The following is a 25,889-nucleotide window of genomic DNA, read 5'->3' as shown; positions in this document are numbered from 1 at the left end:
CTTCCAGGCTTGACGCTCTTTCCATTTCCGACGGCACGACTAATCTTGCGCCATGCCCTACGAATGGCTTTCCACCCCTGACACAGAGGCAAGGCTGCATGTCTGGCCGCACCGTTCGCTATCGCAGCGGGGGTTTGTCTGGTTTCTGGGACTTACCGCCGCGCTGATCGCCCTGCCACTTCTCGGCATTCTCGGCAGTCCGGTGGTCTGGGCACTGCTGCCCTTCCTTCTGGCCGCGATCTGGGCGATCTGGTTCGCGCTCCGCAAGAACGGCCGCGACCGCGACATCGTCGAAGATCTCAGCCTTACGCGCGACAGGGTGCACCTTGTCCGCCACGGGCCACGCGGGCAGCGCCGGGAATGGGATGCAAACACCTATTGGCTGCGCGTCACCCTGCACAAGACTGGTGGACCGGTGCCGAACTATCTGACGCTCAAGGGCGAAGGGCGCGAGGTCGAGCTGGGCGCCTTCCTGTCGGAAGAGGAACGCATCGCGCTGAAGGACGAACTCGCAGAGCGCCTTGCCCGTTTGCGCTGAAGCGCCCTAGCGTCAGATGCCCCGGCGACGGGTTCAGGGTGATCCGGCCAGGTTCTACCCCAGCCGCGCCTTCACCAAGCCGCCGACAGCACCGAAGTCCATCTGGCCGGTGTATTTCGCCTTTAGGGCGGCCATGACCTTGCCGACATCGCGGATGCTGGCCGCGCCGGTTTCCGCCACCGCCGCATCCACGGCCGCCGCGACCTCTGCCTCGGACAACTGCCGGGGCAGGAACTCCTGGATCACCGCGATCTCGGCAAGTTCCTTTTCTGCCAGCTCCAGCCGTCCGCCCTCTTCATAGGCCTTGGCTGATTCCTGACGCTGCTTCACCATCTTGCCCATGATCTGCAGGATCTCCGCCTCGCCGACTTCGCCGGCCTCGCCCTCGCCGCGGACGGCGATCTCGCGGTCCTTGATGGCGGCGTTGATCAGGCGCAGCGTGGACAGCCGGTCGGCATCCTTGGCCTTCATGGCCTCTTTCAAAGCCGCCTGCAAACGGTCGCGCAAGAGCATGGTTGCACCTTCCCCATGGTTCCCCAAGTCTGGCAACATACCCCTTACCGCCTGGAACCGCAACCGTGGCCTTGTTCTGCAAGGCATTGAATTATATTGATAATCCATTTCCCATCCGGTCTTGACCCAGACACCCGCAGCCCTTAGGTTCCGGCCAATTTGCCCTTAAGGAGAGTCGCCATGCCCGCCCCGCGCGATGCCACCGCCTGCCTGGCCCTGGCCGATGGCACGATCTTCTATGGCAGGGGCTTCGGCGCCACCGGGGAAACGGTCGCTGAACTGGTTTTCAACACCGCAATGACCGGCTACCAGGAAATCATGACTGATCCCTCCTACGCGGGCCAGGTCGTGACCTTCACCTTTCCCCACATCGGCAACGTCGGCGTCACGCCCGAGGACAACGAGACCGGCACCCCGGCCGCAGCCGGGATGGTGGTGAAATGGGATCCGACCGAACCCTCGAACTGGCGTGCGACCGGTGAACTTACCCAGTGGATGACGAAGATCGGCCGCATCGGGATCGGCGGTGTGGATACCCGGCGCCTGACGCGCGCGATCCGCCAGCAGGGCGCGCCGCATGTTGCGCTTGCCCATGACCCCGAGGGGCGGTTCGACATCGAGGATCTGGTGGCGAAGGCGCGGGGATGGAAGGGTCTTGTCGGCCTCGACCTGGCGAAAGAGGTTACCTGCGCGCAAAGCTATCGCTGGGACGAAATGCGCTGGGCGTGGCCGCAGGGCTATCAGCGGCGCGAAGGGCCGGGCCTGCGGGTTGTCGCGGTCGACTACGGCGCGAAACGCAACATCCTGCGCTGCCTTGCATCGGTCGGCTGCGAGGTCACCGTGCTGCCCGCCACCGCCACTGCCGAGGACGTTCTGGCACTGAACCCGGAGGGGGTGTTCCTGTCGAACGGCCCAGGTGACCCCGCTGCCACGGGAAGCTATGCCGTGCCGATGATCCAGGGGGTTCTGGAAAAGGATCTGCCGCTGTTCGGCATCTGCCTTGGCCATCAGATGCTGGCGCTTGCGCTGGGGGCAAAGACCCGCAAGATGAACCACGGCCATCACGGTGCCAACCACCCGGTCAAAGACCTTACCACCGGCAAGGTCGAAATCACCAGCATGAACCACGGGTTCACGGTCGATGCCGACACCCTGCCGAAGGGCGTCAGCCAGACGCATATCAGCCTGTTCGACGGCACGAATTGCGGCATCGCGGTGGATGGAAGGCCGGTGTTTTCAGTCCAGTATCACCCCGAGGCGTCGCCGGGCCCACAGGACAGCTTCTACCTTTTCGAGCGCTTCGCGAACGCCATGCAAAGCCGCAGGACCGGCTGAACGGCATTAACGGGCCGTTAACCCGTTTGCCGCAGGATGCCTTCCGCATGACGGGGGCCGGATGGGGCAGAGCGCGGTTCAGATGGACGGTCTGGTGGCACCGGCATCGCCGCGGCGCTCGATCGCGGCCCGGCTTCTTCGGGATGGCGTAGTCTCTGCCGACGACATTCTCGGCGCGCTGACCTGCAGGGGGCGGGAAGGTGCGCGTCTGCCCGATGTGCTGCGTGCGCGCGGACTGGTGGCAGAGCGCGACCTTCTCGAGGCCGAGGCAAAGACCTGGGGCATCGGCCTGCTTGACCCGTCGCGGCACCTGCCTGACCCGCGCCTGATCGACGCGATTGGCGCTGCCGACTGTCTACGATATGGCCTGGTGCCGTGGCGGCGGGTAGGCGATGTGACCGTCATCGCCCTTTCGCATCCAGAGGAGTTCCGTCGCCTTCGCCCGATGCTCGAGGCGAGCCTCGGCCCGGTCTGTGCCGCCCTGGCTTCCAGCCGGGCGGTGACGGCTGCGGTGCACGCGTGGCGCGGGCCACAACTGGCCCACTCGGCGGAAAACCGGGTGCCCGCCGCCGAAAGCTGCCGCGATTGGCCACGACTGCACCTGCTGGCCACCCTGGCCATCGCCATCGCAGTTGTCATGACGGCACCGATGGCGAGTGGCCTTGCCCTGCTCTGGCTTGCAGTCCTGTCGCTTGCCGGAAGTGTCGTGCTTAAGTTTGTCGCCATGATCGCCGCGCTTCGCCAGCCCCCGCAGCCCACGCTGTCAAACGGCAATGACATTGCGCCAATCGTCACGGTCATCGTGGCTCTTTACCGCGAAGGCGACATTGCCGGCCGCCTCATTCGCCGGCTCGCCCGTCTTGATTACCCCGAAGAGCTTCTGGATGTCATTCTCGCGGTCGAGGCCGGGGACAGCATGACGAAGGAAGCCCTGGACAAGGCCGAACTGCCCCCCTGGGTCCGCATCCTCATCGTTCCCGAGGGCACGGTGAAAACCAAGCCAAGGGCGTTGAATCATGCGCTGGTCTGCGCGCGGGGCACCATTGTCGGCGTCTACGATGCCGAAGATGCCCCCGCCCCAGACCAGATCCGCAAGGTGGTGGCCCACTTCCAGCGCTGTGGGCCCGACGTCGCCTGCCTGCAGGGTGTGCTTGATTATTACAACCCTTGCACCAACTGGCTTTCCCGTTGCTTCACCATCGAATACGCGGGCTGGTTCCGGCTGATCCTGCCCGGCATCGCGCGGCTTGGACTTGCCGTTCCGCTGGGCGGGACAACACTGTTCTTCCGCCGCGAAGTGCTGGAAAAGCTTGGCGGGTGGGATGCGCACAACGTGACCGAGGATGCGGATCTGGGCATCCGGCTTGCCCGCCACGGCTACCGGACCGAGCTGATCGATACCGTAACCGAGGAAGAAGCCAACTGCCGCGCCCTGCCCTGGATCAAACAGCGTTCGCGCTGGATCAAGGGCTACATGCTGACTTGGGCCGTCCACATACGTGACCCGCTGCTTCTATGGCGCCAACTCGGGCCACGCGCATTTCTCGGCTTTCAGATCATGTTCCTGGGGACCATTGCGCAGTTCCTGCTGGCGCCGCTGTTGTGGTCCTTCCTGTGCATCCCGTTCGGCATCCGGCACCCGCTGCTGGGCCTGCTGTCCCCGCCAGTGGTATGGGTGATGCTTGCCACCTTCATCCTGTCCGAAGTGGTGAACCTCAGTGTCGGCATCATCGGCCTCGGCCGCACGCGGCACCGGATCAGCGCCTGGTGGGTTCCGACACTGAAAGTCTACTTTCCCCTGGCTTCACTTGCGGCCTACAAGGCGCTGCTGGAACTGGTCACGCGCCCCTTCTACTGGGACAAGACCGCGCATGGCCTGTTCGACCATGCCGCAGGAAACCGGGGATAACGACATGGGCGCATTGGGTGGGGCTGCCTGCGGTCGAATGGCTGCACCGCCAAATTGGGCGTCAACGCATCTTCAGTTCACCGGCGTCCACCCGAAGACGGGTCTCGAAGGCCTGGCTGATGTGGGATTTCAGGGCCTGATAGGCAGCCTCGCCGTCGCCCGCCTCGATTGCCGCCACGATCCGGGCATGTTCCTCCAGCGCCACCTCGTCCCGCCCTTCCGCGGCAAACGAGGTATTGGCCATCAGCGCCATCGACCGGTGCACCAGGTCCAGCTGCTGCACCAGGAACCGGTTGTGGCTGGCAAGATGGATCTGCTTGTGGAACCTTTTGTTGGCCCGGCTCAATGCCTTCGGATCGCCCCCTAGAAGCGCGCGGTCGTCCTCCACCATGCTTTTCAGCACCCGCACCTCTTCCGGGGTCGCATGCCGGGCCGCCAGCCGGGCCGCCAAACCCTCCAGTTCGGTGCGCACGGCGTAAAGTTCGGCCAGCTGGTTGTGGTCCAGGCTGGCCACGATCAGGCTGCGCCCGTCGCGGGTCAGCATGGCCTGGGTCTCAAGCCGTTGCAGAGCCTCGCGCACCGGCGTGCGGCTGACACCCAGACGCTCGGCCAGTTCGCTTTCGACCAGGCGATCGCCGGGCTTGTAGATCCCCGCCTCGATCGCCTCCATGATCAATGTATAGGCGTCTTTCTGCACCGCTTCAGCCTTTCGCAACATCGCCGGACCCTAGCGCGCCGCCCGCCCCGCAATCAACCCTTCCCAAGGGCGCAGCTTGGCACTAGACCCGGCCCATGCCGGCTGCCGATTTCACTCATGTCACAACCTGGGTCTTCGACCTGGACAACACGCTTTATCCGCCGCACATGCGTCTGTTCGACCAGATCGAGGTGCGGATGACGAACTGGGTGATGCGCGCCCTGAACGTCGACCGGGCGCGGGCGGACCACCTGCGCGCCCACTACTGGCAAACCTACGGCACCACCCTGGCCGGCCTGATGACCGAGCACGGCATCGATCCAGGGCCCTATCTGACCGAAGTGCATGACATCGACTTTTCGGTTCTGTCCCCCGATCCCCGCCTGGCCGAGGCCATTGCGGCGCTGTCCGGACGGCGAATCGTCTACACCAACGCCTGTGCCCCCTATGCCGAAAAGGTTCTGCAAGCCCGCGGCCTGGCTGGCCTGTTCGATGCAATCTATGGGGTAGAGCATGCCGGCTTCCACCCCAAGCCCGATGCCCGGGCCTTCGCCGCGGTCTTCGACAAGGACGGACTGGTGCCGGACGCCGCCGCGATGTTCGAAGATGACCCCCGCAACCTCGCCGTTCCGCACAGCCTGGGGATGCGAACTGTCCATGTCGCCGCGGAACCCAGGCCGGCGCCGCATATCCACCACCACACCGACGACCTCGCCGCCTTTCTGGCCCGGCTGCAGGGGTGACGAAACGTCACAACCCCTGACCCTTTCCCAGCCCTGTCCTATCTTTTAGGCACCAACCAAGGAAAGGACGCCATGACCGCCCAAAGCTTCGAAACCCTCACACCCGCCCGTAGCCCGCTTTCGCGTTTTTTCCGTGCCTTGCCTGTCGTCGGACGAGTGATCCGCGAGATCGAACGCGAGATCGACACGATCTACTACCTGATCGTCATCCTGCTTACCGCGCTTGTCCTGGCGGTGCAGGCCTGGGGGCTGGCGGCGCTGGTCGTGACGGCGGTCAGTCTGGTCCCGGTGATCTTCGTGCTTCTGATCTGGATCACCCTGCCCTGACGCAGCCCTTGGGACAACCTGCCCTCTGGCCGCCAGCGCTGCCGCGACCTATGGTCCAATGCGGAGGCCCAAGATGCGCGAGACGACCGATATTCTGATTTCCGGCGGCGGTGTTGCCGGGCTGACCGCGGCATGTGCCCTTGGATCGGCGGGCTTTCGGGTCATCTGCGTTGATCCAGCGCCGCCCGTGACCTCGGATGAGGCAGACGGTGCCGACCTGCGCACCACAGCCTTCCTGCAACCATCGATCCCGGTGCTTCAGGGCGCAGGCCTCTGGCCGCGCCTTGAACCTCATGCCGCCGCCCTCCAGGTCATGCGTATCATCGACGCGGGGGGAGCCGAACCCATCGCGCGGCTGACAAGGGATTTCGACGCCCGCGACATTTCCGACCAGCCCTTCGGCTGGAACCTGCCGAATTGGCTGCTGCGGCGCGAAATGGTGGCACGACTGGAAGAGCTGGCGAATGTCAGCTTTTGCCCCGGCATCGGGTTTTCCCGGATGCTGGTCCGCGAAAGCGAGGCGCTGGTCACGCTGACTGACGGAACCCGGATCGCCGCCCATCTGGTGATTGGCGCGGATGGAAGGCAGTCGCCGGTGCGCGAAGCGCTAGGGATCGGGGCGAAGACCTGCCGTTACGGCCAGAAGGCCCTGGCCTTTGCGGTGGCCCATGACCTGCCGCATGGCAATGTCTCGACCGAAGTGCATCGCAAGGGCGGCCCGTTCACGCTGGTGCCGCTGCCCGATCGCGACGGCCGACCCGCCTCGGCCGTCGTCTGGATGGAGTCGGGCCCCGAGGTCGCCCTTCTGGTTGCCTTGCCGGTGTCGGACTTCGAAGCCGAGATGACGGCTCGCTCCTCCGGCATTCTGGGGCAGCTTCGGTTGATCAGCCGGCGGTCGGTCTGGCCGATCATCAGCCAGATTGCGGACCGGATGTCCGGCCAGCGCAGCGTGCTGCTGGCCGAGGCCGCCCATGTCGTTCCGCCCATAGGAGCGCAGGGCCTTAACATGAGCCTTGCCGACCTGGCCTGCCTGTTGTCCCTTGTCGAAAAGCACCGCGATGACCCGGGCGTGGCAGCGGTGACGGACGCCTATCATCGGCGCCGGCACTGGGAGGTAAGGGCCCGCGTGACCGGCATCGACCTTCTGAACCGTGCCTCGATGGCCGAGGCGCGGCCCTTGCGCGATCTGCGGGCAAGGGCGCTGGATCTGCTTTATTCGACAAAACCCGTGCGCCAGACCCTGATGCGCGCAGGCCTCGGCTTGGGTGCCGTCGGCGCCGGGACAGACCCCTCCTGAGGTTTCGTGCAATTGCGCAAATGAATGCTGCACCTCCACCAGGTGCGCTGAAGCCGTAGCTTGATGTGAACTGCGGCTCGCCTGCCACGCCGAAAGTGCTGGGAAAACCCCGATATCCGCGCGGCAAGAGGCACGGACCATCACATTGGGGGCGACCCGCGGCGATCAAGGCGTGATTTCCCTCTTGCGGTTTCAGAACCCATCCCTGCCGCACCGCCCCATGGTTGGGCAGGAAGAAACCAGCGAAGGATTACAACATGAAGCGCATCGTTCTTGCATCCGCCTTGGTCACAACAACGGCTTCGGCGCCCTCGCTCAGGAAGCTCCGGTCACCCTATCTTCGGAGATCACCTCGCAAATCCTGACCCTTGTTCCGAACGCAGATCTGTCTAACCTGACCAATACCCAATACGCCCAGATGGTCACCTTCTTTGGTGACAGCGGGAACCTGCGCACGCCTGCCGGTGCTGCTCAGGGCGTCTTTGTCATACTCGGCGCGCAGTAATCCGCAGGCCAGACAACAGAAACGCACAGGCCGGATGCTCCCTTCCGGCCTGTGTGTCGCTAAAGGACCGCGTCCACCGCCCGCTTCAACCGCGCGACCGTCGCGTCCACATCCTTCAGCTTGTCCAGACCGAAGAGACCCAGGCGGAAGGTCCTGAACTCCGGCCCCTCGCCCACCTGAAGGGGCACACCCGCGGCGATCTGCAGCCCCTCGGCCCGGAACTTCGCCCCGTTCTGGATGTCCGGGTCGGCAGTGTAGCTGACGACCACCCCTGGCGCCTGGAAGCCTTCGGCCGCGACCGACGCTACCCCCTTCTCCGCCAGCATGGCCCGGACCGCCCGCCCCAGTGCCCATTGTGCGGCCTTGGCGGCCTCGAAGCCCATCGCCTTGGTCTCGACCATCGCGTTGCGGAAGCCGACAATCGCGTCCGTCGGCATCGTCGCGTGATAGGCGTGCCCGCCCTTCTCGTAGGCCTCCATGATCGCGCGCCACTTCTTCAGGTCCAGCGCGAAGGAGTTCGACGTGGTCTCGGCCAGCCGCGCCTCGCCCGCCGGCGACAGCACCACGACACCTGCACTGGGAGAGGCCGACCACCCCTTCTGCGGGGCCGAGATCAGCACATCCACCCCCGTCGCGGCCATATCCACCCAGACAGCGCCGCTTGCGATGCAGTCCAGCACCATCAGCGCGCCCACCTCATGCGCGGCCGCCGCCATCTGCGCGATGTAGTCGTCGGGCAGGATGATGCCCGCGCTCGTCTCGACATGCGGGGCGAACACCGCCTCGGGGCGAACCTCGCGGATCTTCGCCACCACCTCTTCGATCGGCGGCGGGGCGTATGGCGCGCGCGCGTCATTCCCGGTCTGCCGCGCCATCACCACCGTCGTCTCGGCGGCGAACCCGCCCGCCTCGAAGATCTGCGTCCAGCGATAGCTGAACCAGCCGTTGCGGACGATCAGGACGCGCCCTTGGCCGAACTGCCGCGCCACGGCCTCCATCGCATAGGTGCCGCCGCCCGGCACCAGCGCCACGGCGGTTCCCTTGTAGACCTCCTTCAGCATGCCCGAGACATCGCGCATCACCTGCTGGAACCGCGCCGACATGTGATTGAGCGAGCGGTCGGTGAAGACGACCGAAAACTCCTCCAGCCCCTCGGGGTCGATGTGCGCGTGCAGTCCGGGCATCTCAGGTCCTTTCCGAAACCTTGTGGCGGGCGCGGGCCAGCCAGTCGGGGTTGATCTCCACCCCCCAGCCGGGGGCCTCTGTCACCGTGGCATGGCCGTCCTCGATCCGGTAGGGATCGTTCAGGAACAGGCCGTGCTGCCACGGATAGTAGTCCAGCCCCTCGATGGAAAACTCAAGGTATTTGCCAGGGTTCGGGATCGCGCGCAAAAGGTGCATCGTGCAAAGCGTCACGAGGCCCAGGTTCGCCGCATGGGGGGTGATCGGCAGGCCCGCCGCCTGACCCATCCGGCAGACCTCCAGCGTGCGATACATCCCGCCGAGGTAAAGGATGTCCGGTTGCAGGATGTCCACCGCCTTGTGCTCGATCGCCAGCTGCCAGGCGGTAAATTCGCAATCCTGTTCGCCGCCCGCGACATCGAGGTCCAGCGCGGCGCGGACCTCGGCCGTCTGGTCCACCTCCCAATAGGGACAGGGTTCCTCGAAATGGCCGATGCCGTGATCTTCCAGCATGCGGCCGACTTCAATGGCGCGGGCCGGGGAATAGCAGGAATTCCCATCAACCAGTTTCTCGACATCGTCGCCGAGTGCCTTGGAAACAATGGGAATTACCGCCTCGGTGCGCCCCGGCCATTCGTCCTCGTCGCGCCCCACTTCCGCGCCCACGCGCCACTTGAAGGCGGTGAAGCCATGCGCGTCGCGCAGACGCAGGAAACGCTCTGCCTCGGCCTCGGGCGTGATGTCGCGCTTCATCGACGACGCATAGGCCCGCACCCGGCCGGGCGTGCCGCCCAGCAGCTCCACCACCGGTTTGCCCAGGGCCTTGCCGCGCAGGTCCCAGACTGCGGTGTCCAGGCCCGCCTGCGCTCGGCGCAGGTAGCTGCCGGGGAACTTGTGCTCGCGCTCGAAGATCCGCCGCAGCGTGTCCTCCAGGTCCTCGACACGGGTGCCCAGCGCATGGGGCGCGACCTGGCGGTGGAAGATTTCCGCGGTGATGTCCGCCTGATAGGTCGAACACTGGCCCCAGCCGGTATCGCCCGTGTCGGCTGTGACCTTCACGAAGCAGACGTAGGGCGTGTCGAAGGTTTCCAGTTTCGCGATCCTCATGGCCCCTCCTGCGGCGGCTCGTCGTACGATTAAGGCATCCCCTCTAGACGAGGGGGCAGGCCCAACCCTAGATGCGGCGGATCACCCTTTCACGACCGTTTCCGCCAGAGCCGGGCACCGCCAGCGTCATTCCGCGCCAGCCCATTGGGCAAGGGACGCCTCGCTGCAACGCGCAAGGATCGCCTCGATCAACCGGCGGGCCGAGGGCGTTGGCTGCGATCCGGCACGGGTCACAAGGCTGAACGGGGCAACTGCAAGCCCGAGATCGACCGGCAGCGAAACGAAGGGAATCGACGGGTTCCCGGCAAAGCTGTCGACAACCGGCGTCGCCATCGGCGCGATGCAGTCGGTCTGCGTGATCAGGGCCAGCGTGAACAGGAAAGACGAGGTCGAAATGCGCCGTTGCGGCATCGGCAAGCGCAGTTCGGCAAGACGCGCCTTCACCGACTGGGTCAGCAGCGTTTCGTCGTCGCCCATAACCCAGTCGTGGCACATCAGGTCGGCTGGCTTGATCCGGGGCAGGACCAGAAGTGGATGGCCACGACGCACCACCAGCGACACTGGTTCGCCCGCGATCAGCCGCGCGTCAAGTTCACCGTCCTCGGGACCGGGCCGGGCCAGGGCAAAGTCCAGCCGGCCCGCACGAAGCTGGTCGCAAAGGGCGACAGACGTGGTCACCGTCACCTCTGACCGCAGGTGGGGATGGCTCTGCTGAAGTTCCTTCAGAGCCGGCAGCACAAGGTTCAGCGCCGGACCGGTCACCGCCCCGACGCGCACCACACCCGCACGGCCTGTCGCCGCCTCGGCCAGGTCGCGGGCGGCATCGGCGATCTCGATCTGGATGCGCCGCGCCCGCAACGCCAGTGCCGCACCGGCCGGGGTCAGGCGCAGGCCACGTCCCTGGCGTTCGTGCAGGGCAATGCCGAGATTCGCCTCCATCTCGGCCAGAAGGCGCGAAGCGGCGGGCTGCGCAATTCCCATGCGCGCCGCAGCCACACCCAGCGCGCCGCTGTCGGACAGTTCCACCAGCAACCGCAGATGCTGCTGACGCAGTTGCCGCAACTGGCTGGAAAGGCCTGCGATGGACGAATTCATGACGCAACCGTTATGTTTTCTTTCGATAACGTCATTTGACAGATATGCAACTTCCACGCAATCTGCGCTGCGTCCGTGAGCAGGGGCCTGTTCGGCATGCTCATAGCGGATGCAAACAAGGTATCATCGGGAGGAAACAGATGATCTTGACCCGCCGCGGCCTCATGGCCCTTGCAGGCTCCACTGCTGCGCTTTCGGCCCTGCCCGTCTTTGCCCAGGACAAGGGCACCATCGGCATCGCCATGCCGACCAAATCCTCGTCGCGCTGGATCTCGGACGGCGAGTCGATGGTGAAGGCCTTCCAGGAGGCCGGTTATGCCACCGACCTGCAATATGCCGAGGACGACATCCCGACGCAGCTGAACCAGATCGAGAACATGATCACCTCGGGCGTCAAGGCGCTGGTGATCGCTGCCATCGACGGCACCACCCTGTCGAACGCGCTGGAAAACGCCGCCGCCATGGGGATCAAGGTCATCGCCTACGACCGCCTGATCCGCGACAGCGCGAACGTGGACTATTACGCGACCTTCGACAATTTCAAGGTCGGCGTCCAGCAGGCCGAAAGTCTGGTGAAGGGCCTGAAGGAACGCTTCCCCGACGTGAAACCGTGGAACGTGGAACTGTTCGGCGGCAGCCCGGACGACAACAACGCCTTCTTCTTCTACAACGGCGCGATGTCGATCCTGCAGCCGATGATTGATGCGGGCGACATCGTGATCCCGTCGGGCCAGATGGGCATGGATGTGGTCGGCACCCTGCGCTGGGATGGCGCGGTGGCCCAGGCACGGATGGACAACCTTCTGACCTCGAATTACGGCGACAAGCAGCTGCACGGCGTGCTTTCGCCCTATGACGGGCTGTCGATCGGGATCCTGTCGTCGGTCAAGGGCGTGGGCTACGGCTCGGGCGATCTGCCGATGCCGATCGTCACCGGCCAGGACGCCGAAATCCCCAGTGTCAAGTCGATGATCGCGGGCGAGCAGTATTCGACGATCTTCAAGGACACCCGCGAACTGGCGAAAGTCACCGTGAAGATGGTCGATGCCGTGCTTGGCGGTGGCGAGCCCGAAATCAACGACACCTCGACCTACGACAACGGCGTCAAGGTCGTGCCGTCCTACCTGCTGGAGCCGGTCTCGGTGGACATCTCGAACTACGAGGAAGTCCTGATCGGTTCGGGTTACTATACGGCCGATCAGCTGAAATAGGCTGATCACAGGGTTGCCCGCCTGCGCTTGCTCTCACCGGCAGGCGGGCGACCCTTGCGGAGGGCACATGACCACACTTCTGGAAATGCGGGAGATCACCAAGGTCTTCCCCGGCGTGAAGGCGCTTGACCGGGTCAGCCTGACTGTAGAGGCGGGCGAGATCCACGCGATCTGCGGCGAGAACGGCGCGGGCAAATCCACCCTGATGAAGGTGCTGTCGGGTGTGTATCCGCACGGCAGTTTCGAGGGCGAGATCCTTTACGACGGCGCCCCTCTGCGCAACCGTTCGATCCGAGACAGCGAGGACAAGGGCATCATCATCATCCACCAGGAACTTGCGCTGATCCCGCTGCTGTCGATCGCCGAGAACCTGTTCATGGGCAACGAGGTCGCCTCGAGGGGCGTCATCTCCTGGCCCGCGGCCTTCAAGAGAACCGAGGAACTGCTGCGCCAGGTCGGGTTGAACGAACCCCCGGGCGCGATCGTCGGCAAGCTGGGCGTGGGCAAGCAGCAGCTGATCGAGATCGCAAAGGCGCTGTCGAAGAACGTCCGCCTGCTGATCCTGGACGAGCCCACCGCCGCGCTGCAGGAGGCCGACGCCGACCGGCTGCTTGACCTGATGCTGGAACTGAAGGCCCGCGGCGTGACCCAGATCATCATCAGCCACAAGCTGAACGAGATTTCCCGCGTCGCCGACCGGATCACCGTGATCCGCGACGGCACCACCGTCTCCACGCTGTCGAAGGATGAAATCTCCGAGGACCGCATCATCAAGGACATGGTGGGCCGCGACATGGCGCACCGCTACCCCGAACGCGAAAGCCACCCGGGCGAGGTGCTGTTCGAGGTGGAAAACTGGTCCTGCTGGCACCCTGAACAGGCCGGACGGCAGATGATCAAGGATGTCAGCCTGAACGTCCGCAAGGGCGAGATCGTGGGCATCGCCGGGCTGATGGGCACGGGGCGCACGGAACTTGCCATGTCGATCTTCGGTCGCAGCTACGGCAAGGGACATCAGGGAACCGTGCGGATGCATGGCAAGCCCGTCGATGTCTCGACCGTCAGCAAGGCCATCGCGGCCGGCATTTCCTATGTGACCGAGGACAGGAAGGCACTGGGCCTGATCCTGGACGAACCGATCGTCAAGAACATCAGCCTGGCGAACCTTGCCGGCGTGGCGCAACGCTGGGTGCTGGACAAGCGGCGCGAGATGCAGGTGGCCGAAAGCTACCGCAAGCAGCTGGCGATCCGTACCCCCGGGGTGCAGCAGAAGGTGGTGAATCTGTCCGGCGGCAACCAGCAGAAGGTGGTGCTGTCGAAATGGCTGTTCACCGACCCCGAACTTCTGATCCTGGACGAACCGACCCGCGGCATCGACGTGGGCGCGAAGTTCGAGATCTACACGATCATGAAGGACCTGGCCGATCAGGGCCGCGGCATCCTGATGATCTCAAGCGAGATGCCCGAGCTCCTGGGCATGTGCGACCGCATATATGTGATGAACGAGGGCCGGATCGTCGGTGAACTGGCGCGCGGCGAGGCAAGCCAGGAACGGATCATGGCACTGATCGTGACGGACAACGGCAAGACCACGGGAAAGGTGGCGTGAATGGCTGACGTGAAGACAAATCCTCTGGGCAGCCACCTGCGCGAGAACGGGATGCTTCTGGCGCTGGTGGCGATCGTGGTGCTGTTCTCGATCCTGGTGGCGATGCAGGGCAAGCCGATGTTCCTGCAGGCGCCGAACATCACCAACATCTTCCTGCAGAACGGCCATGTCATCATCCTGGCGCTGGGGATGCTCTTGATCATCGTCTCGGGCCACATCGACCTTTCGGTGGGCTCGGTCGCGGCCTTCACCGGGGCGGTCGCCGCCTGGCTGACGGTAACGCACAAGCTGCCGGTATATGCGGTCATCCCGCTGACGCTGATCGTCGGCGGGCTGATCGGGGCTGCACAGGGCTACTGGGTGGCCTACTGGCGCATCCCCAGCTTCATTGTCACGCTGGCGGGGATGCTGGTGTTCCGCGGGGCAACGCTGTGGCTCCTGGGCGGGCAGAACATCGGCCCCTTCCCACGCGAGTTCCAGGCCATGTCCTCGGGTTTCATCCCCGACCTGACCGGCCTGATGAAGCCGCACGGCCTGACGCTGATCATCACCGCGCTGGCCATCGGTGTCGTCATCTGGATCGGCCTCAGATCCCGCGCGCGGGATGCGGAATTCGGCATCACCCCGGAACCCGCCGGCCTGTTCTGGGGCCGAACGCTGATCATCGCGGCGGCAACCGCCTTTGTCGGCTGGCAGCTCGCCAGCTTCCGCGGGCTGCCGAACGTGCTGATCGTGCTGGCGGTTCTGACCGTCCTTTATGCCTTCTTCACCGAAAACACCGTTCAGGGGCGGCGCATCTATGCTGTAGGCGGCAACGAGAAGGCAGCCAAGCTGTCGGGTATCCGCACCGAACGGCTGGTGTTCTTCTGCTTCGTCAACATGGGGATGCTGGCGGCGCTTGCCGGCATGATGGTGACGGCACGGCTCAACAGCGCCACGCCCAAGGCCGGCACCGGCTTCGAACTCGATGCCATCGCCGCAGTGTTCATCGGCGGGGCCTCGATGGCCGGCGGCTCGGGCAAGATCGTTGGCGTTGTGATCGGAGCGCTTATCATGGGCGTGATGAACATGGGCATGTCGATCCTGGGCGTCGGCATCGACTATCAGCAGATGATCAAGGGGTTGGTGCTTCTGGCCGCCGTCATCTTCGACGTCTACAACAAGACCAAGTGAGGCCTGTCATGCATCTGTCCACCGTCCGGGGTGTCGGCGTCGTCGTCCGCGAGGGCACCGAGGCCAGGGTTCTGCGCAACACGGGCTCGGTCTACGAACTGGCACAGGCGGCCATCAAGGCAGGCCACGGGCTGGCAGCCGAGGTCGCCCGGCGCGACCTGGGGGAAGGCGTGGACCTGACCCGCGCCACATTCGATCTGCCCGTCAGCCACCCCGACCCGGCGCATCTTCACCTGACCGGGACGGGCCTGACCCATCTTGGCAGCGCCGCCGCACGCGATGCGATGCATGCCAAGCTGGACGGAGGGGAAAACCTGACCGACAGCATGAAGATGTTCCGCATGGGCCTGGAAGGCGGCCGCCCGGCGCCGGGTGAGGTGGGAGCACAGCCCGAATGGTTCTACAAGGGCAACGGCCATGCCGCAGTCGCCCCCGGCGCGGCGCTCGAAGCCCCGGGTTTCGCCGAAGATGGCGGCGAGGAACCGGAAATCGCCGGCATCTACCTGATCGGCCCGGATGGCACGCCGCACCGCATAGGCTGGGCGCTGGGCAACGAGTTTTCCGACCATGTGACCGAACGGGTCAACTATCTGTGGCTTGCGCATTCAAAGCTGCGCGTCGCGTCCTACGGCCCGGAAATCCTGGTGGGGGATCTGCCGGCCGACATCAGGGGCACCAGCCGCATCCTGCGGGGGGGACAAGTGATCTGGGAAAAGCCGTTCCTCTCGGGCGAGGCGAACATGTCGCATACCATCGCCAACCTGGAACACCACCACTTCAAGTATGGCATCTTCCGCCAGCCTGGCGATCTGCATGTGCATTTCTTCGGCACGGCCACGCTGTCCTTTGCCGACGGCATAAAGACGGAGCCAGGCGACACCTTTGAAATCGAGGCGGCCGATTTCGGCCAGCCCCTGCGCAACACCCTCAGCTTCGAACCCCGAATGAAGGGCGCCGTCCGCGTCCATCCGCTTTAAGGAACCGACCATGACCACGTTCAAACCCGCCCCCTGGCCGCGCAAGCTGCGTTCGCAGGAATGGTTCGCGGGCAGCTCCAAGGACGCCATCTACCACCGCAGCTGGATGAAGAACCAGGGCCTGCCGGCCGACCTGTTCGACGGCCGCCCGGTGATCGGCATCCTGAACACCTTCAGCGAGGCCAACCCCTGCAACGCACACCTGAACGACCTGGCCGAGCGGGTAAAGCACGGGGTTTACGAGGCCGGCGGCTTTCCGATCATCGTCCCGGTATTCTCGGTCAGTGAAAGCGCCTTCCGCCCCACCGCGATGATGTTCCGCAACCTGGCCGCCATGGCGGTCGAGGAGACGATCCGCGGCCAGATGATGGATGGCGTGGTCTGCCTTGTCGGCTGCGACAAGACCACGCCCAGCCTGCTGATGGGCGCGGCCTCGGTCGATCTGCCGACGATCATGGTCTCGGGCGGGCCGATGCTGAACGGATACTATCGCGGCGAGCGGGTCGGCTCTGGCACCCATCTGTGGAAATTCTCCGAAGCGGTGAAGGCCGGCGAGATGACGGCCGAGGAATTCGTCGAGGCCGAAGCCTCGATGTCGCGGTCGCCCGGATCGTGCAACACGATGGGTACTGCCAGCACCATGGCCAGCATGGCCGAGGCCCTGGGGATGACGCTGTCGGGCAACGCCGCAATCCCGGCGGTGGACAGCCGCCGCCGGGTCATGGCGCAACTGACCGGACGGCGCATCGTGCAGATGGTGAAGGACGACCTGCGCCCCTCCCACATTCTGACCCGCGAGGCCTTCCAGAATGCGATCCGCACCAATGCGGCCATCGGCGGCTCGACCAACGCGGTGATCCACCTTCTGGCCATCGCGGGCCGCTGCGGCATCGACCTGACGCTGAACGACTGGGACGCCTGGGGCAAGGATGTGCCGACCATCGTGAACCTCATGCCCTCGGGCAAGTATCTGATGGAAGAATTCTTCTATGCCGGCGGTCTTCCGGCGGTGATCAGGCGGCTGGGCGAGGCGGGGCTTCTGAACAAGGATGCGCTGACCGTCTCGGGCGGGCCGATCTGGGACGAGGTGAAGGATGCCCGCATCCACAACGACGATGTGATCCTGCCGGCGGAAAGGGCGCTGACGCAATCGGGCGGCATCGTGGTGCTGCGCGGCAACCTCGCCCCGGACGGGGCCGTCCTGAAGCCTTCGGCCGCCAGTCCTCATCTGATGAAGCACCGGGGCCGCGCGGTCGTCTTCGAGGACATCGACGACTACAAGGCGAAGATCGAGGATGAAAGCCTGGACATCGACGAGACCTGCGTCATGGTGCTGAAGAACTGCGGCCCCCGCGGCTATCCCGGCATGGCCGAGGTCGGCAACATGGGCCTGCCGCCCAAGGTGCTGCGCAAGGGGATCACCGACATGGTGCGCATTTCGGACGCGCGCATGTCGGGCACGGCCTATGGCACGGTCGTGCTGCACACCAGCCCCGAGGCCGCACGCGGAGGTCCGCTGGCCGTTGTCCGCAACGGCGACATGATCGAGCTGGACGTGGAAAACCGCCGCATCCATCTGGACATTTCCGACGAAGAGCTGAAGGCCCGCCTTGCCGCCTGGAAACCGCCCGTGGACCCCCCGTCCTCGGGCTATGCCAAGCTTTACCACGATCATGTGCAGGGCGCGGACAAGGGCGCGGACATGGACTTTCTGGTCGGGTGCCGCGGCAACGCCGTCGCGCGGGAGAGCCACTGATGCCGAAGATGAAGGTCGCTCTGGTCGGCATCGGCAAGATCGCGCTGGATCAACACGTCCCGGCGATCGCTGCCAGCCCCGACTGGGAACTTGCCGCCACCGTCAGCCGCAAGGGCAGCGTTCCGGGTGTGCCCGCCTTCACCGGCTTTGCGGCCTTCCTGGCCGAGCGGCCGGATGTGCAGGTGGTCTCGCTGTGCCTGCCCCCCGTTCCGCGCTTCGACTATGCCGAGGCCGCGCTTCTGGCCGGGCGGCATGTGATGCTCGAGAAACCCCCCGGCGCCACCCTGGCCGAGGTGCACGAACTTGAACGGCTCGCCCGCGACCGGGGCCTGACACTCTATGCCACCTGGCACAGCCGCATGGCCCATGCCGTCGCGCCGGCGAAGGCCTGGCTTGCCGACAAGGCGGTGCACGAGGCCCACATCACCTGGCGCGAGGACGTGCGCAAATGGCACCCCGGCCAGGATTGGGTGTTCGAGCCCGGCGGGATGGGCGTCTTCGATCCCGGCATCAACGCCCTTTCAATCCTGACCGAGATCCTGCCGCAGCCCATCCACCTGACAAAGGCTCGGCTGGAATTTCCTGCCAACCGCCAGACCCCGATCGCCGCGCAGCTTGCCTTCACCGGTAACGTGACCGCCGATTTCGACTGGCGGCAGGAAGGCCCGCAGACCTGGGACATCATCGTCCAGACCGACCGGGGCGAACTTGCACTGCGTATGGGCGGCAACGTGCTGGAGATCGACGGCAAACCGATGGCCGGAGAGAACTCGATCATGGGGGAATACCCCGCGCTTTACGCCCGCATGGCAGAACTGGTGCGCAAGGGCGAAAGCGAGGTTGACCTTGCCCCGATGGTCCATGTGGCCGATGCGCTTACGCTGGGCGAGCGGGTGACGACCGCCGCCTTCGAATTCTGAAAGGACACCTTCCATGCTGACCGGAAAACACCTGATCGCGGGCGACTGGGTCGGAAGCGACCAGACCTTTGCCTCTTCTCCCGCCCATGGCCCGGCGCATGACTTTGCCGTGGGAACACCAGCCCATGTCGATGCCGCCTGCCAGGCCGCCGAAGCCGCCTTCCTGCCCTACGCCGCCCGCTCGCGCGCCGATCGCGCGGCCTTCCTGAACCGCATCGCCGACGAGATCGAGGCGCGCGGCACCGCGATCACCGAGATCGGGACCCAGGAAACCGGCCTGCCCGCCGCCCGGCTGGAAGGTGAACGCGGCCGCACCACGATGCAGCTCCGCCTGTTTGCCAGCCATATCCTCAAGGACGACTGGCTGGACCGCCGCCACGACCCGGCCCTGCCCGACCGCCAGCCGCTACCGCGCCCCGACATCAAGATGATCCAGCGCCCGATCGGCCCGGTGGCGGTCTTTGGGGCATCGAACTTCCCGCTGGCCTTCTCGGTTGCTGGGGGGGACACTGCCTCGGCATTGGCGGCGGGCTGTCCGGTGGTGGTCAAGGGCCATTCCGCCCATCCCGGAACCGGAGAGATCGTGGCGCAGGCGATCCTGGCCGCCGTTCAGGCCTGCGGCATGCCGAAGGGGGTGTTCAGCCTGGTGCAGGGCGGCAAGCGCGACGTGGGCGAGGCGCTGGTCCAGCATCCCTTCATCAAGGCGGTGGGCTTCACCGGCAGCCTTGCCGGAGGACGGGCGCTTTTCAACCTTTGTGCCGCCCGGCCCGAGCCGATCCCGTTCTTCGGCGAACTTGGCAGCGTGAACCCGATGTTCCTCTTGCCTGCCGCGCTTGCCGCCAGGGGTGAGACGATCGCAAAGGGCTGGGCCGGGTCGCTGACGCTGGGCGCGGGCCAGTTCTGCACCAACCCGGGCATCGCGGTGGTGATCGACGGGCCTGACGCCGACGCCTTCGTGGCCACCGCGAAAGAGGCGGTGGGTGCAGTCGGCCCCCAGACGATGCTGACCGATGGCATCGCCCAGGCCTACCGTCAGGGCCGCGACCGGGTGGCCGCAGGCACCGGGGTCCGGGCCGTCCTGACCACGATGTGCGATCAGCGCGACGCCACGCCATACCTCTTCGAGGTTTCGGGCGCCGACTGGCTGGTAGATCACATGCTGGCGGAAGAGGTGTTCGGGCCCCTGGGCCTGATCGTCCGCGCCCGCCACGCCGCCGAGATGCAGGAAATCGCCCGCAGCCTGCAGGGCCAGCTGACCTGCACGCTACATCTCGACGAAGCCGACATGGACCTGGCGCGCACACTGATGCCGGTGCTGGAACGCAAGGCGGGACGCATCCTTGCGAACGGCTTCCCGACGGGGGTCGAGGTGGTCGATGCCCAGGTCCACGGCGGCCCCTACCCCGCCAGCACCAACTTTGGGCATACCTCGGTCGGAACGCTGTCGATCCGCCGCTGGCTGCGGCCGGTGGCTTACCAGAACATGCCCGACGCTCTGCTGCCGCAGGACTGGGCTCACTAGCCGGGAGGCACACCGTTGGCTGAGATAGAAAGCGTCGGGCAGGTTGAGGGACATGACATCCACGCCGTCACCCTGCGCGGCCCCGGTGGCCTGCGGGCGCGGCTGCTGACCTGGGGCGCCCGCCTCGCCGAGCTGTGGGTGCCCGACCGGCACGGCGCCTTCGCCGACATCGTGCTGGGCTGCGACCGGCCGGAAGACTGGCTGGTCCATGGCGCCTACATGGGCGCCACCTGCGGTCGCTACGCAAACCGGATCGCGCAGGGACGCTTCATGATCGACGGCCATGCGGTGCAGGTCGACCGCAACGAGGGGGAAAATCACCTGCACGGCGGCCGCGCAGGCCTCGACCTCAAGCATTGGCATATCGAAAGCCATTCGGAAACCCATGTCACCTTCACCACCACATCGCCCGATGGCGACATGGGCTATCCCGGTCGTCTTGATGTGCGCACGACCTACAGGATTGACGGCGGCCTCTGGATAGAGATGGAGGCCGAGACCGATGCCCCGACTGTGGTGAACCTGGTGAATCACGCCTATTTCAACCTCGCTGGGCAAGGCACGGGCGACGTGCTTGGCCAGGAATTGCGCGTTGAAGCGGAATATTATCTGCCGGTTGATGACCACCTCATTCCCACCGGAGAGGTGCTTTCCGTCACCGGAACACCCTTCGACTTCCGCCAGCTCCGCCCGATCGGCGCGGTGCTGCCCAGCCCCGGCGGGTTCGACCACAACCTTTGTCTTTCGACGCCAACCGGACCCGATGGCCTGCGCCCCTGTCTCGAAGCGACCGATCCGGCCTCGGGCCGGCGAATGCGGCTTTGGACCACCGAACCCGGCGTCCAGCTTTATACCGGCGCGCACTTCGCAGACACGCCCGGGAAATCTGGCGCGCGCTACCCGCGTTTTGCGGGCTTTGCGGCCGAAACCCAGCGTTTCCCCGACACGCCGAACCGCCCACACTTCCCCTCGGCGCGACTGGACCCCGTCCAGACCTGTCGCCACATCATGCGCTTCGACTTCACGCCGGCCCACTGATAGCCACCGCAGCCCGGCACATCCCGCAAGGACGCGGATTCCGCCACGGACCTGCAAGCCACAATACCCGAGCATCCGCCATCAAGGCGGCACACAGGCGCCGGCAGCGACAGAGCGCCGCCTGGCCGGTTCTGCCTGACCTGACCGCCCCTTGCTGCCACCTCCGCAACCGGGCGGCTTTGTGCTTGCATTCCTCAGCTTAAAAGCTTTATATATGACAAACCATCATTGAGGACCCGAGTCGCATGTCCCGTCCTTTCCACGCGCTGCTTTTCGTCACCCTTCTGGCCGGCCCTGCTCTGGCCAATCCCTTCACCGTGTCCCCCGTGCCGGTCACCGACTGGAAGGCCGTTTATGGCACGGTCGAGGCGCGCGACCGGATCCCGGCCCGCGCGCGGCTGGGGGGAACCCTGGTCGAGCTGTCGGTCGCCGAAGGTGACGAAGTCACCGCCGGACAGGAACTGGCCCGCATCGTCGATGACAAGCTCGACTTCCAGCTGCAGGCCATCGCCGCCCAGCGCGAGGCCGTGTCGGCCCAGCTGGCCAATGCCGAGACCGACCTGAAGCGGGGCGAGGATCTTCTGGCCCAGGGTGTCACCACCACCCAGCGGGTTGAAGCGCTGCGAACCCAGGTAGATGTGCTGAAGGGTCAGATCGCAGCTCTGGATGCCCAGGCCGAAGTCGTCACCCAGCAGTCGCGCGAGGGCGTAGTGCTGGCCCCGGTGGCGGGCCGGGTGCTGGATGTGCCAGTGACCAAGGGCGCTGTCATCATGCCCGGCGAGGTTGTCGCGGTCGTCGGCGGCGGCGGCACCTTCCTGCGCATCTCGGTGCCCGAACGCCATGCCGCCGCCCTGGATGCGGGCGACACGATCCGGCTTGCCGGTGCCGAGGGGGACCAGACCGGCACTCTGGCCAGGGTCTATCCGCTGATCGAGGGCGGCCGCGTCACGGCCGATGTTGAAATCGAGGGCCTGTCCGATGCCTTCGTCGGCGCACGGCTTCTTGTCCGCCTCCCGGTGGCGGAACGCACTGCCCTCATGGTGCCGAAGGACAGCATCGTGACACGCGCAGGCCTTGATTTCGTCGCCCTGCAAACCCCTGACGGCGTGGCCCTGCGGTCGATCGTGCCCGGCGAGGTTCACGAGATCGACGGCGTGGCGATGGTCGAGGTGATCACGGGCCTCGTCGCAGGTGACATCGTGGTTCCTGCCACCGAGGTGGCCCATGACTGAGCGCGCGAAACACCCTCTGGGCATCGCCGGGGGCCTGACGAAAGCCTTCATCAATTCGGCGCTGACCCCCCTCTTCATCCTTGCCGCCCTTGCCGCCGGGATTGTTGCGCTGGTCTCGCTTCCACGCGAGGAAGAGCCGCAGATCTCTGTTCCGCTGGTGGACATTCATGTGCAGGCCCAAGGCCTGAAGGCGGCGGATGCGGTCAAGCTGGTGACCGAACCGCTCGAAGTTCTGGTCAAGGGGATCAACGACGTCGAACACGTCTATTCCTCGACCCGCGACGACGGCGCCATGGTGACCGCGCGCTTCATGGTCGGCACCAGGTCGGAAGACGCGATCCTGCGCGTCCATGACAAGATCCGCGCCAACATGGACACGATTCCGGTCGGCATCCCCGAACCGCTGATCGTCGGCCGCGGCATCGACGACGTGGCGATCCTGACCCTGACCCTTTCTTCGGAAACGGCAACAGCGAACGATCTGACCCGCATTGCCCGCACACTTCAGACCGAAGTCGCCAAGACCGAAAACGTTGGTCTGACCTATCTGGTGGGCGACGCCCAGGACGCAATCCGCATCGAACCCGACCCTGACCGTCTGGCGCTTTATGGCGTCACGCTGCAGCAGCTGGCCGGAAAGGTGGCCCAGGCCAACCGCACGCTGAACACCGGAAAGCTGCGCGATAAGGGCCAGATGGTGGATCTCGTTGCGGGTGAGACGCTGACTGCGCCGGCCGAGGTGGCAAACCTGCTGCTTACCACCCGCGACGGGCGGCCGGTCTATGTCTCGGACGTGGCCAGGGTGCGGTATGTCGAAAACACGAAGGATGCCATCGTCTCGCATCTGGCAAAGGCCGAGGAAGGCAGTGTGACGACCGGTCCGGCGGTGACACTGGCCATCGCCAAGCGCGCCGGGTCCAATGCAGTTGTCGTTGCCGAAGAGGTGCTGCATCGCGTCCACTCGCTGGAAGACAAGCTGATCCCCGACGGGGTGCACGTCACGATCACCCGCGACTACGGCGAGACGGCGAACGAGAAGGCCAACGAACTGCTGTTCCACCTGGGCCTCGCCACGGTGTCGATCATCGCGCTGGTCCTGTTCGCGATCGGCTGGCGCGAGTCGATGGTGGTTGCCATCGTGATCCCGGTCACGATCCTGCTGACGCTCTTTGCCGCCTGGATCATGGGCTACACGCTGAATCGGGTGTCGCTGTTCGCGCTGATCTTCTCGATCGGGATCCTGGTCGATGACGCGATCGTGGTGATCGAAAACATCGACCGCCACTGGGGCATGGATCGCCGCAAACCCCGCCTGCAAGCTGCCATCGAGGCGGTGGCCGAGGTCGGCAACCCAACGATCGTCGCCACGCTGACCGTGGTCGCGGCGCTGCTGCCGATGCTCTTCGTCTCCGGCCTGATGGGCCCCTACATGTCGCCGATCCCGGCCAATGCCTCGGCCGCGATGATCTTTTCCTTCTTCGTCGCGGTCATCATCACGCCCTGGCTGATGGTCAAGATCGCCGGCCGCACCGACATGAAGGAGCACGCCCAGGACGACATCCACGGCGGCCACCACGGCGGCTGGCTGGCAACGGCCTATACGGCGGTGGCCCGGCCGGTGCTGAAGTCGAAGGGCGGTAGCCTGGCCTTCCTTCTGGTCACGGCCGCCTTGTCCTTCGGCTCTCTGGCTGCGCTGTACACCCGCGACGTGACGGTGAAACTGCTGCCCTTCGACAACAAGTCCGAGCTTTCCGTGGTCATCGACCTGCCGGAAGGCTCCTCGGTCGAGGCGACGGACCGCGTGGCCCGCGATGTGGCCGACGTGGTGTTGGGCCTGCCGGAAGTGACCAGCGTTCAGACCTATGCCGGCACGCCCGCGCCCTTCAACTTCAACGGCCTGGTCCGCCACTACTACCTGCGGTCAGAGCCGCAACTGGGTGAGGTGGCGATCAACCTGACGCCAAAGACCGAACGCGACCGCGCCAGCCACGACATCGCGCTGGACCTGCGGCAGCGGCTGGCCAGCCTGCCCGTTCCCGAAGGCACAAGCCTGAAGGTCGTGGAACCCCCGCCGGGTCCGCCGGTGATCTCGACCCTGCTGGCCGAGGTCTATGGTCCCGATGCCGAAACCCGCCGTGAAGCCGCCCGGCTGATCCGCCAGGCCTTCGAATCGGTTCCCTTCATCGTTGATGTCGACGACAGCTTCGGGGAACAGACCCGCCGCCTGCGCGCGACGATCTCGACCGACGACCTGGATTTCTACAGGGTCCAGGAACAGGATGTGTTCGACACGCTCGTCTTGTTGAACAGCGGGCAGACCGTGGGCTATTCGCACCGCGGCGAAGGCCGCCTGCCGATCCCTCTGGTCGTGGGGCGCGACAAGTCGGACCGGGTTCTGGACGAACGCTTCCTGACCACGCCCATTCCGGCGAACGCCCTTCCCGGTGCGCGCGGGGTGGTCGAACTGGGCGACGTGGTCCGCGTCAGCGAAGAGGCCGCCAGCTACCCGATCTTCCGCCACAACGGCCGCAATGCAGAAATGGTGACGGCCGAACTGGCCGGCGATTTCGAGGCGCCGCTCTACGGCATGCTGGCCGTGGCCGACCAGATCGAGAAGATGGACTGGCCCGAAGGGATGAAACCCGAAATCGCCCTGCATGGCCAGCCCGAGGACGAAAGCAAGGTCACGCTTCTGTGGGACGGCGAATGGGAGGTGACCTTCATCACCTTCCGCGACATGGGGGCCGCCTTCGGCGTGGCGCTTCTGGGCATCTACATCCTGGTCGTGGCGCAGTTCGGTTCGTTCAAGCTGCCGCTGGTGATCCTGACACCGATCCCGCTGACCTTCCTGGGCATCATGTTCGGCCACTGGCTGTTCGGCGCGCCCTTCTCGGCCACCTCGATGATCGGCTTCATCGCGCTGGCGGGGATCATTGTGCGGAACTCGATCCTGCTGGTAGACTTCATCCGCCACGCCACACCCGAGGGCCAGCGACCTGTCGTCGCCACCCTGATCGAGGCCGGCGCGATCCGCTTCAAGCCGATCCTGCTGACCGCCATCGCCGCAATGATCGGCGCGGTGGTGATCCTGGCCGACCCGATCTTCCAGGGCCTCGCCATATCGCTACTGTTCGGTCTGCTGACATCCACGCTGCTGACCGTCCTTGTCATCCCGGCCATCTACCGCGTGTTCCGCACATGAC

The 25,889-nt window shown here is 65.4% G+C and carries 22 protein-coding genes; 17 read left to right on the top strand and 5 right to left on the bottom strand.

Features of this window, described 5'->3' with window-relative positions:
- Positions 1-52: 52 nt before the first annotated feature.
- Entirely contained in the window at positions 53-538 is a 486-nt protein-coding gene (locus tag EYB42_RS13860) for a DUF2244 domain-containing protein (protein WP_135450722.1), read from the top strand.
- Positions 539-592: 54 nt separating this feature from the next.
- On the opposite strand, the gene EYB42_RS13855 is transcribed toward EYB42_RS13860, so the two are convergent.
- Positions 593-1,051, bottom strand: coding sequence for a GatB/YqeY domain-containing protein (locus EYB42_RS13855; RefSeq protein ID WP_135450721.1), 459 nt, complete (start codon positions 1,049-1,051; stop codon positions 593-595).
- A gap of 180 nt (positions 1,052-1,231) precedes the next feature.
- Between EYB42_RS13855 and carA the strand changes: the two genes are divergently transcribed.
- Together carA and EYB42_RS13845 are read left to right on the top strand one after the other, a co-directional pair.
- A complete protein-coding gene (carA, locus tag EYB42_RS13850; protein ID WP_135450720.1) occupies positions 1,232-2,386 on the top strand; it encodes a glutamine-hydrolyzing carbamoyl-phosphate synthase small subunit in 1,155 nt (384 codons plus the stop codon).
- Positions 2,387-2,480: 94 nt separating this feature from the next.
- On the top strand, positions 2,481-4,295 hold the full coding sequence (locus tag EYB42_RS13845) for a glycosyltransferase family 2 protein (protein WP_240784168.1): 1,815 nt from the start codon (positions 2,481-2,483) through the stop codon (positions 4,293-4,295).
- Positions 4,296-4,356: 61 nt separating this feature from the next.
- Here the strand turns inward: EYB42_RS13845 and EYB42_RS13840 are convergent, their stop codons facing one another.
- Positions 4,357-4,992: a GntR family transcriptional regulator gene (locus tag EYB42_RS13840; protein ID WP_135450740.1), complete on the bottom strand. Its 636-nt coding sequence runs from the start codon at positions 4,990-4,992 to the stop codon at positions 4,357-4,359.
- Positions 4,993-5,087: 95 nt separating this feature from the next.
- Between EYB42_RS13840 and EYB42_RS13835 the strand changes: the two genes are divergently transcribed.
- The 4 genes from EYB42_RS13835 to EYB42_RS13820 all read left to right on the top strand — a co-directional run bounded on the left by EYB42_RS13835 (position 5,088) and on the right by EYB42_RS13820 (position 7,864).
- Positions 5,088-5,735, top strand: a complete 648-nt coding sequence (locus tag EYB42_RS13835) for a pyrimidine 5'-nucleotidase (protein ID WP_135450719.1) — start codon at positions 5,088-5,090, stop codon at positions 5,733-5,735.
- 72 nt (positions 5,736-5,807) lie between these two features.
- Complete coding sequence (locus EYB42_RS13830) at positions 5,808-6,062, top strand: hypothetical protein (protein WP_135450718.1); 255 nt, start codon at positions 5,808-5,810, stop codon at positions 6,060-6,062.
- A gap of 73 nt (positions 6,063-6,135) precedes the next feature.
- Positions 6,136-7,359 carry a UbiH/UbiF family hydroxylase gene (locus tag EYB42_RS13825; protein ID WP_135450717.1) on the top strand — a complete coding sequence of 408 codons (1,224 nt, stop codon included), beginning with the start codon at positions 6,136-6,138 and terminating at the stop codon, positions 7,357-7,359.
- Positions 7,360-7,504: 145 nt separating this feature from the next.
- The gene (locus EYB42_RS13820) at positions 7,505-7,864 is read left to right on the top strand and encodes a hypothetical protein (RefSeq protein ID WP_167851027.1); all 360 of its coding nucleotides are present in this window, start codon (positions 7,505-7,507) and stop codon (positions 7,862-7,864) included.
- Positions 7,865-7,923: 59 nt separating this feature from the next.
- Here EYB42_RS13820 and EYB42_RS13815 read toward each other — a convergent pair whose 3' ends face one another.
- From EYB42_RS13815 to EYB42_RS13805, 3 genes are all read right to left on the bottom strand, one after another.
- Complete coding sequence (locus EYB42_RS13815; RefSeq protein ID WP_135450715.1) at positions 7,924-9,048, bottom strand: aminotransferase class V-fold PLP-dependent enzyme; 1,125 nt, start codon at positions 9,046-9,048, stop codon at positions 7,924-7,926.
- Position 9,049: 1 nt separating this feature from the next.
- Positions 9,050-10,153 carry a mandelate racemase/muconate lactonizing enzyme family protein gene (locus EYB42_RS13810; RefSeq protein WP_135450714.1) on the bottom strand — a complete coding sequence of 368 codons (1,104 nt, stop codon included), beginning with the start codon at positions 10,151-10,153 and terminating at the stop codon, positions 9,050-9,052.
- Positions 10,154-10,279: 126 nt separating this feature from the next.
- Positions 10,280-11,248 (bottom strand): LysR family transcriptional regulator, encoded by a 969-nt coding sequence (locus EYB42_RS13805; RefSeq protein ID WP_135450713.1) that lies wholly within the window; start codon positions 11,246-11,248, stop codon positions 10,280-10,282.
- Positions 11,249-11,412: 164 nt separating this feature from the next.
- On the opposite strand from EYB42_RS13805, the gene chvE reads away from it, so the two are divergent.
- From chvE to EYB42_RS13755, 10 genes are all read left to right on the top strand, one after another.
- Entirely contained in the window at positions 11,413-12,459 is a 1,047-nt protein-coding gene (gene chvE / locus EYB42_RS13800; protein WP_240784172.1) for a multiple monosaccharide ABC transporter substrate-binding protein, read from the top strand.
- Positions 12,460-12,526: 67 nt separating this feature from the next.
- A complete protein-coding gene (mmsA, locus tag EYB42_RS13795) occupies positions 12,527-14,068 on the top strand; it encodes a multiple monosaccharide ABC transporter ATP-binding protein (RefSeq protein ID WP_135450711.1) in 1,542 nt (513 codons plus the stop codon).
- Positions 14,069-15,241, top strand: a complete 1,173-nt coding sequence (mmsB, locus tag EYB42_RS13790; protein WP_135450710.1) for a multiple monosaccharide ABC transporter permease — start codon at positions 14,069-14,071, stop codon at positions 15,239-15,241.
- Between the two features lie 8 nt (positions 15,242-15,249).
- Positions 15,250-16,218: an AraD1 family protein gene (gene araD1 / locus EYB42_RS13785; RefSeq protein ID WP_135450709.1), complete on the top strand. Its 969-nt coding sequence runs from the start codon at positions 15,250-15,252 to the stop codon at positions 16,216-16,218.
- 10 nt (positions 16,219-16,228) lie between these two features.
- Positions 16,229-17,974 carry an L-arabinonate dehydratase gene (gene araD / locus EYB42_RS13780; protein ID WP_135450708.1) on the top strand — a complete coding sequence of 582 codons (1,746 nt, stop codon included), beginning with the start codon at positions 16,229-16,231 and terminating at the stop codon, positions 17,972-17,974.
- A gap of 8 nt (positions 17,975-17,982) precedes the next feature.
- Positions 17,983-18,894: a Gfo/Idh/MocA family protein gene (locus tag EYB42_RS13775; protein ID WP_135450739.1), complete on the top strand. Its 912-nt coding sequence runs from the start codon at positions 17,983-17,985 to the stop codon at positions 18,892-18,894.
- A gap of 13 nt (positions 18,895-18,907) precedes the next feature.
- A complete protein-coding gene (locus tag EYB42_RS13770) occupies positions 18,908-20,416 on the top strand; it encodes an aldehyde dehydrogenase (NADP(+)) (protein WP_135450707.1) in 1,509 nt (502 codons plus the stop codon).
- A 15-nt stretch (positions 20,417-20,431) separates the two neighbouring features.
- A complete protein-coding gene (locus tag EYB42_RS13765; protein ID WP_135450706.1) occupies positions 20,432-21,454 on the top strand; it encodes an aldose epimerase family protein in 1,023 nt (340 codons plus the stop codon).
- 245 nt (positions 21,455-21,699) lie between these two features.
- Positions 21,700-22,686, top strand: coding sequence for an efflux RND transporter periplasmic adaptor subunit (locus EYB42_RS13760; RefSeq protein ID WP_135450705.1), 987 nt, complete (start codon positions 21,700-21,702; stop codon positions 22,684-22,686).
- Positions 22,679-25,888: an efflux RND transporter permease subunit gene (locus EYB42_RS13755; RefSeq protein WP_135450704.1), complete on the top strand. Its 3,210-nt coding sequence runs from the start codon at positions 22,679-22,681 to the stop codon at positions 25,886-25,888. The genes EYB42_RS13760 and EYB42_RS13755 overlap by 8 nt, the downstream gene beginning before the upstream one ends.
- Position 25,889: the final 1 nt, after the last annotated feature.

It is taken from the genome of Tabrizicola caldifontis (genome assembly GCF_004762095.1).
GTDB lineage: Bacteria > Pseudomonadota > Alphaproteobacteria > Rhodobacterales > Rhodobacteraceae > Tabrizicola > Tabrizicola caldifontis.
The sequence above is the reverse complement of the archived record's forward strand: the minus strand, read 5'-3'. Positions and strand labels throughout refer to the sequence as shown.

Coding starts and splice junctions, on each gene's coding strand:
- EYB42_RS13815 (WP_135450715.1), bottom strand. CDS start 9,048: ATGCCCGGACTGCACGCGCACATCGACCCCGAGGGGCTGGAGGAGTTT.
- EYB42_RS13830 (WP_135450718.1), top strand. CDS start 5,808: ATGACCGCCCAAAGCTTCGAAACCCTCACACCCGCCCGTAGCCCGCTT.
- araD1 (WP_135450709.1), top strand. CDS start 15,250: ATGCATCTGTCCACCGTCCGGGGTGTCGGCGTCGTCGTCCGCGAGGGC.
- araD (WP_135450708.1), top strand. CDS start 16,229: ATGACCACGTTCAAACCCGCCCCCTGGCCGCGCAAGCTGCGTTCGCAG.
- EYB42_RS13825 (WP_135450717.1), top strand. CDS start 6,136: ATGCGCGAGACGACCGATATTCTGATTTCCGGCGGCGGTGTTGCCGGG.
- EYB42_RS13835 (WP_135450719.1), top strand. CDS start 5,088: ATGCCGGCTGCCGATTTCACTCATGTCACAACCTGGGTCTTCGACCTG.
- EYB42_RS13860 (WP_135450722.1), top strand. CDS start 53: ATGCCCTACGAATGGCTTTCCACCCCTGACACAGAGGCAAGGCTGCAT.
- carA (WP_135450720.1), top strand. CDS start 1,232: ATGCCCGCCCCGCGCGATGCCACCGCCTGCCTGGCCCTGGCCGATGGC.
- mmsA (WP_135450711.1), top strand. CDS start 12,527: ATGACCACACTTCTGGAAATGCGGGAGATCACCAAGGTCTTCCCCGGC.
- EYB42_RS13770 (WP_135450707.1), top strand. CDS start 18,908: ATGCTGACCGGAAAACACCTGATCGCGGGCGACTGGGTCGGAAGCGAC.
- EYB42_RS13755 (WP_135450704.1), top strand. CDS start 22,679: ATGACTGAGCGCGCGAAACACCCTCTGGGCATCGCCGGGGGCCTGACG.
- EYB42_RS13805 (WP_135450713.1), bottom strand. CDS start 11,248: ATGAATTCGTCCATCGCAGGCCTTTCCAGCCAGTTGCGGCAACTGCGT.
- EYB42_RS13760 (WP_135450705.1), top strand. CDS start 21,700: ATGTCCCGTCCTTTCCACGCGCTGCTTTTCGTCACCCTTCTGGCCGGC.
- EYB42_RS13775 (WP_135450739.1), top strand. CDS start 17,983: ATGAAGGTCGCTCTGGTCGGCATCGGCAAGATCGCGCTGGATCAACAC.
- mmsB (WP_135450710.1), top strand. CDS start 14,069: ATGGCTGACGTGAAGACAAATCCTCTGGGCAGCCACCTGCGCGAGAAC.
- EYB42_RS13810 (WP_135450714.1), bottom strand. CDS start 10,153: ATGAGGATCGCGAAACTGGAAACCTTCGACACGCCCTACGTCTGCTTC.
- EYB42_RS13855 (WP_135450721.1), bottom strand. CDS start 1,051: ATGCTCTTGCGCGACCGTTTGCAGGCGGCTTTGAAAGAGGCCATGAAG.
- chvE (WP_240784172.1), top strand. CDS start 11,413: ATGGCCCTTGCAGGCTCCACTGCTGCGCTTTCGGCCCTGCCCGTCTTT.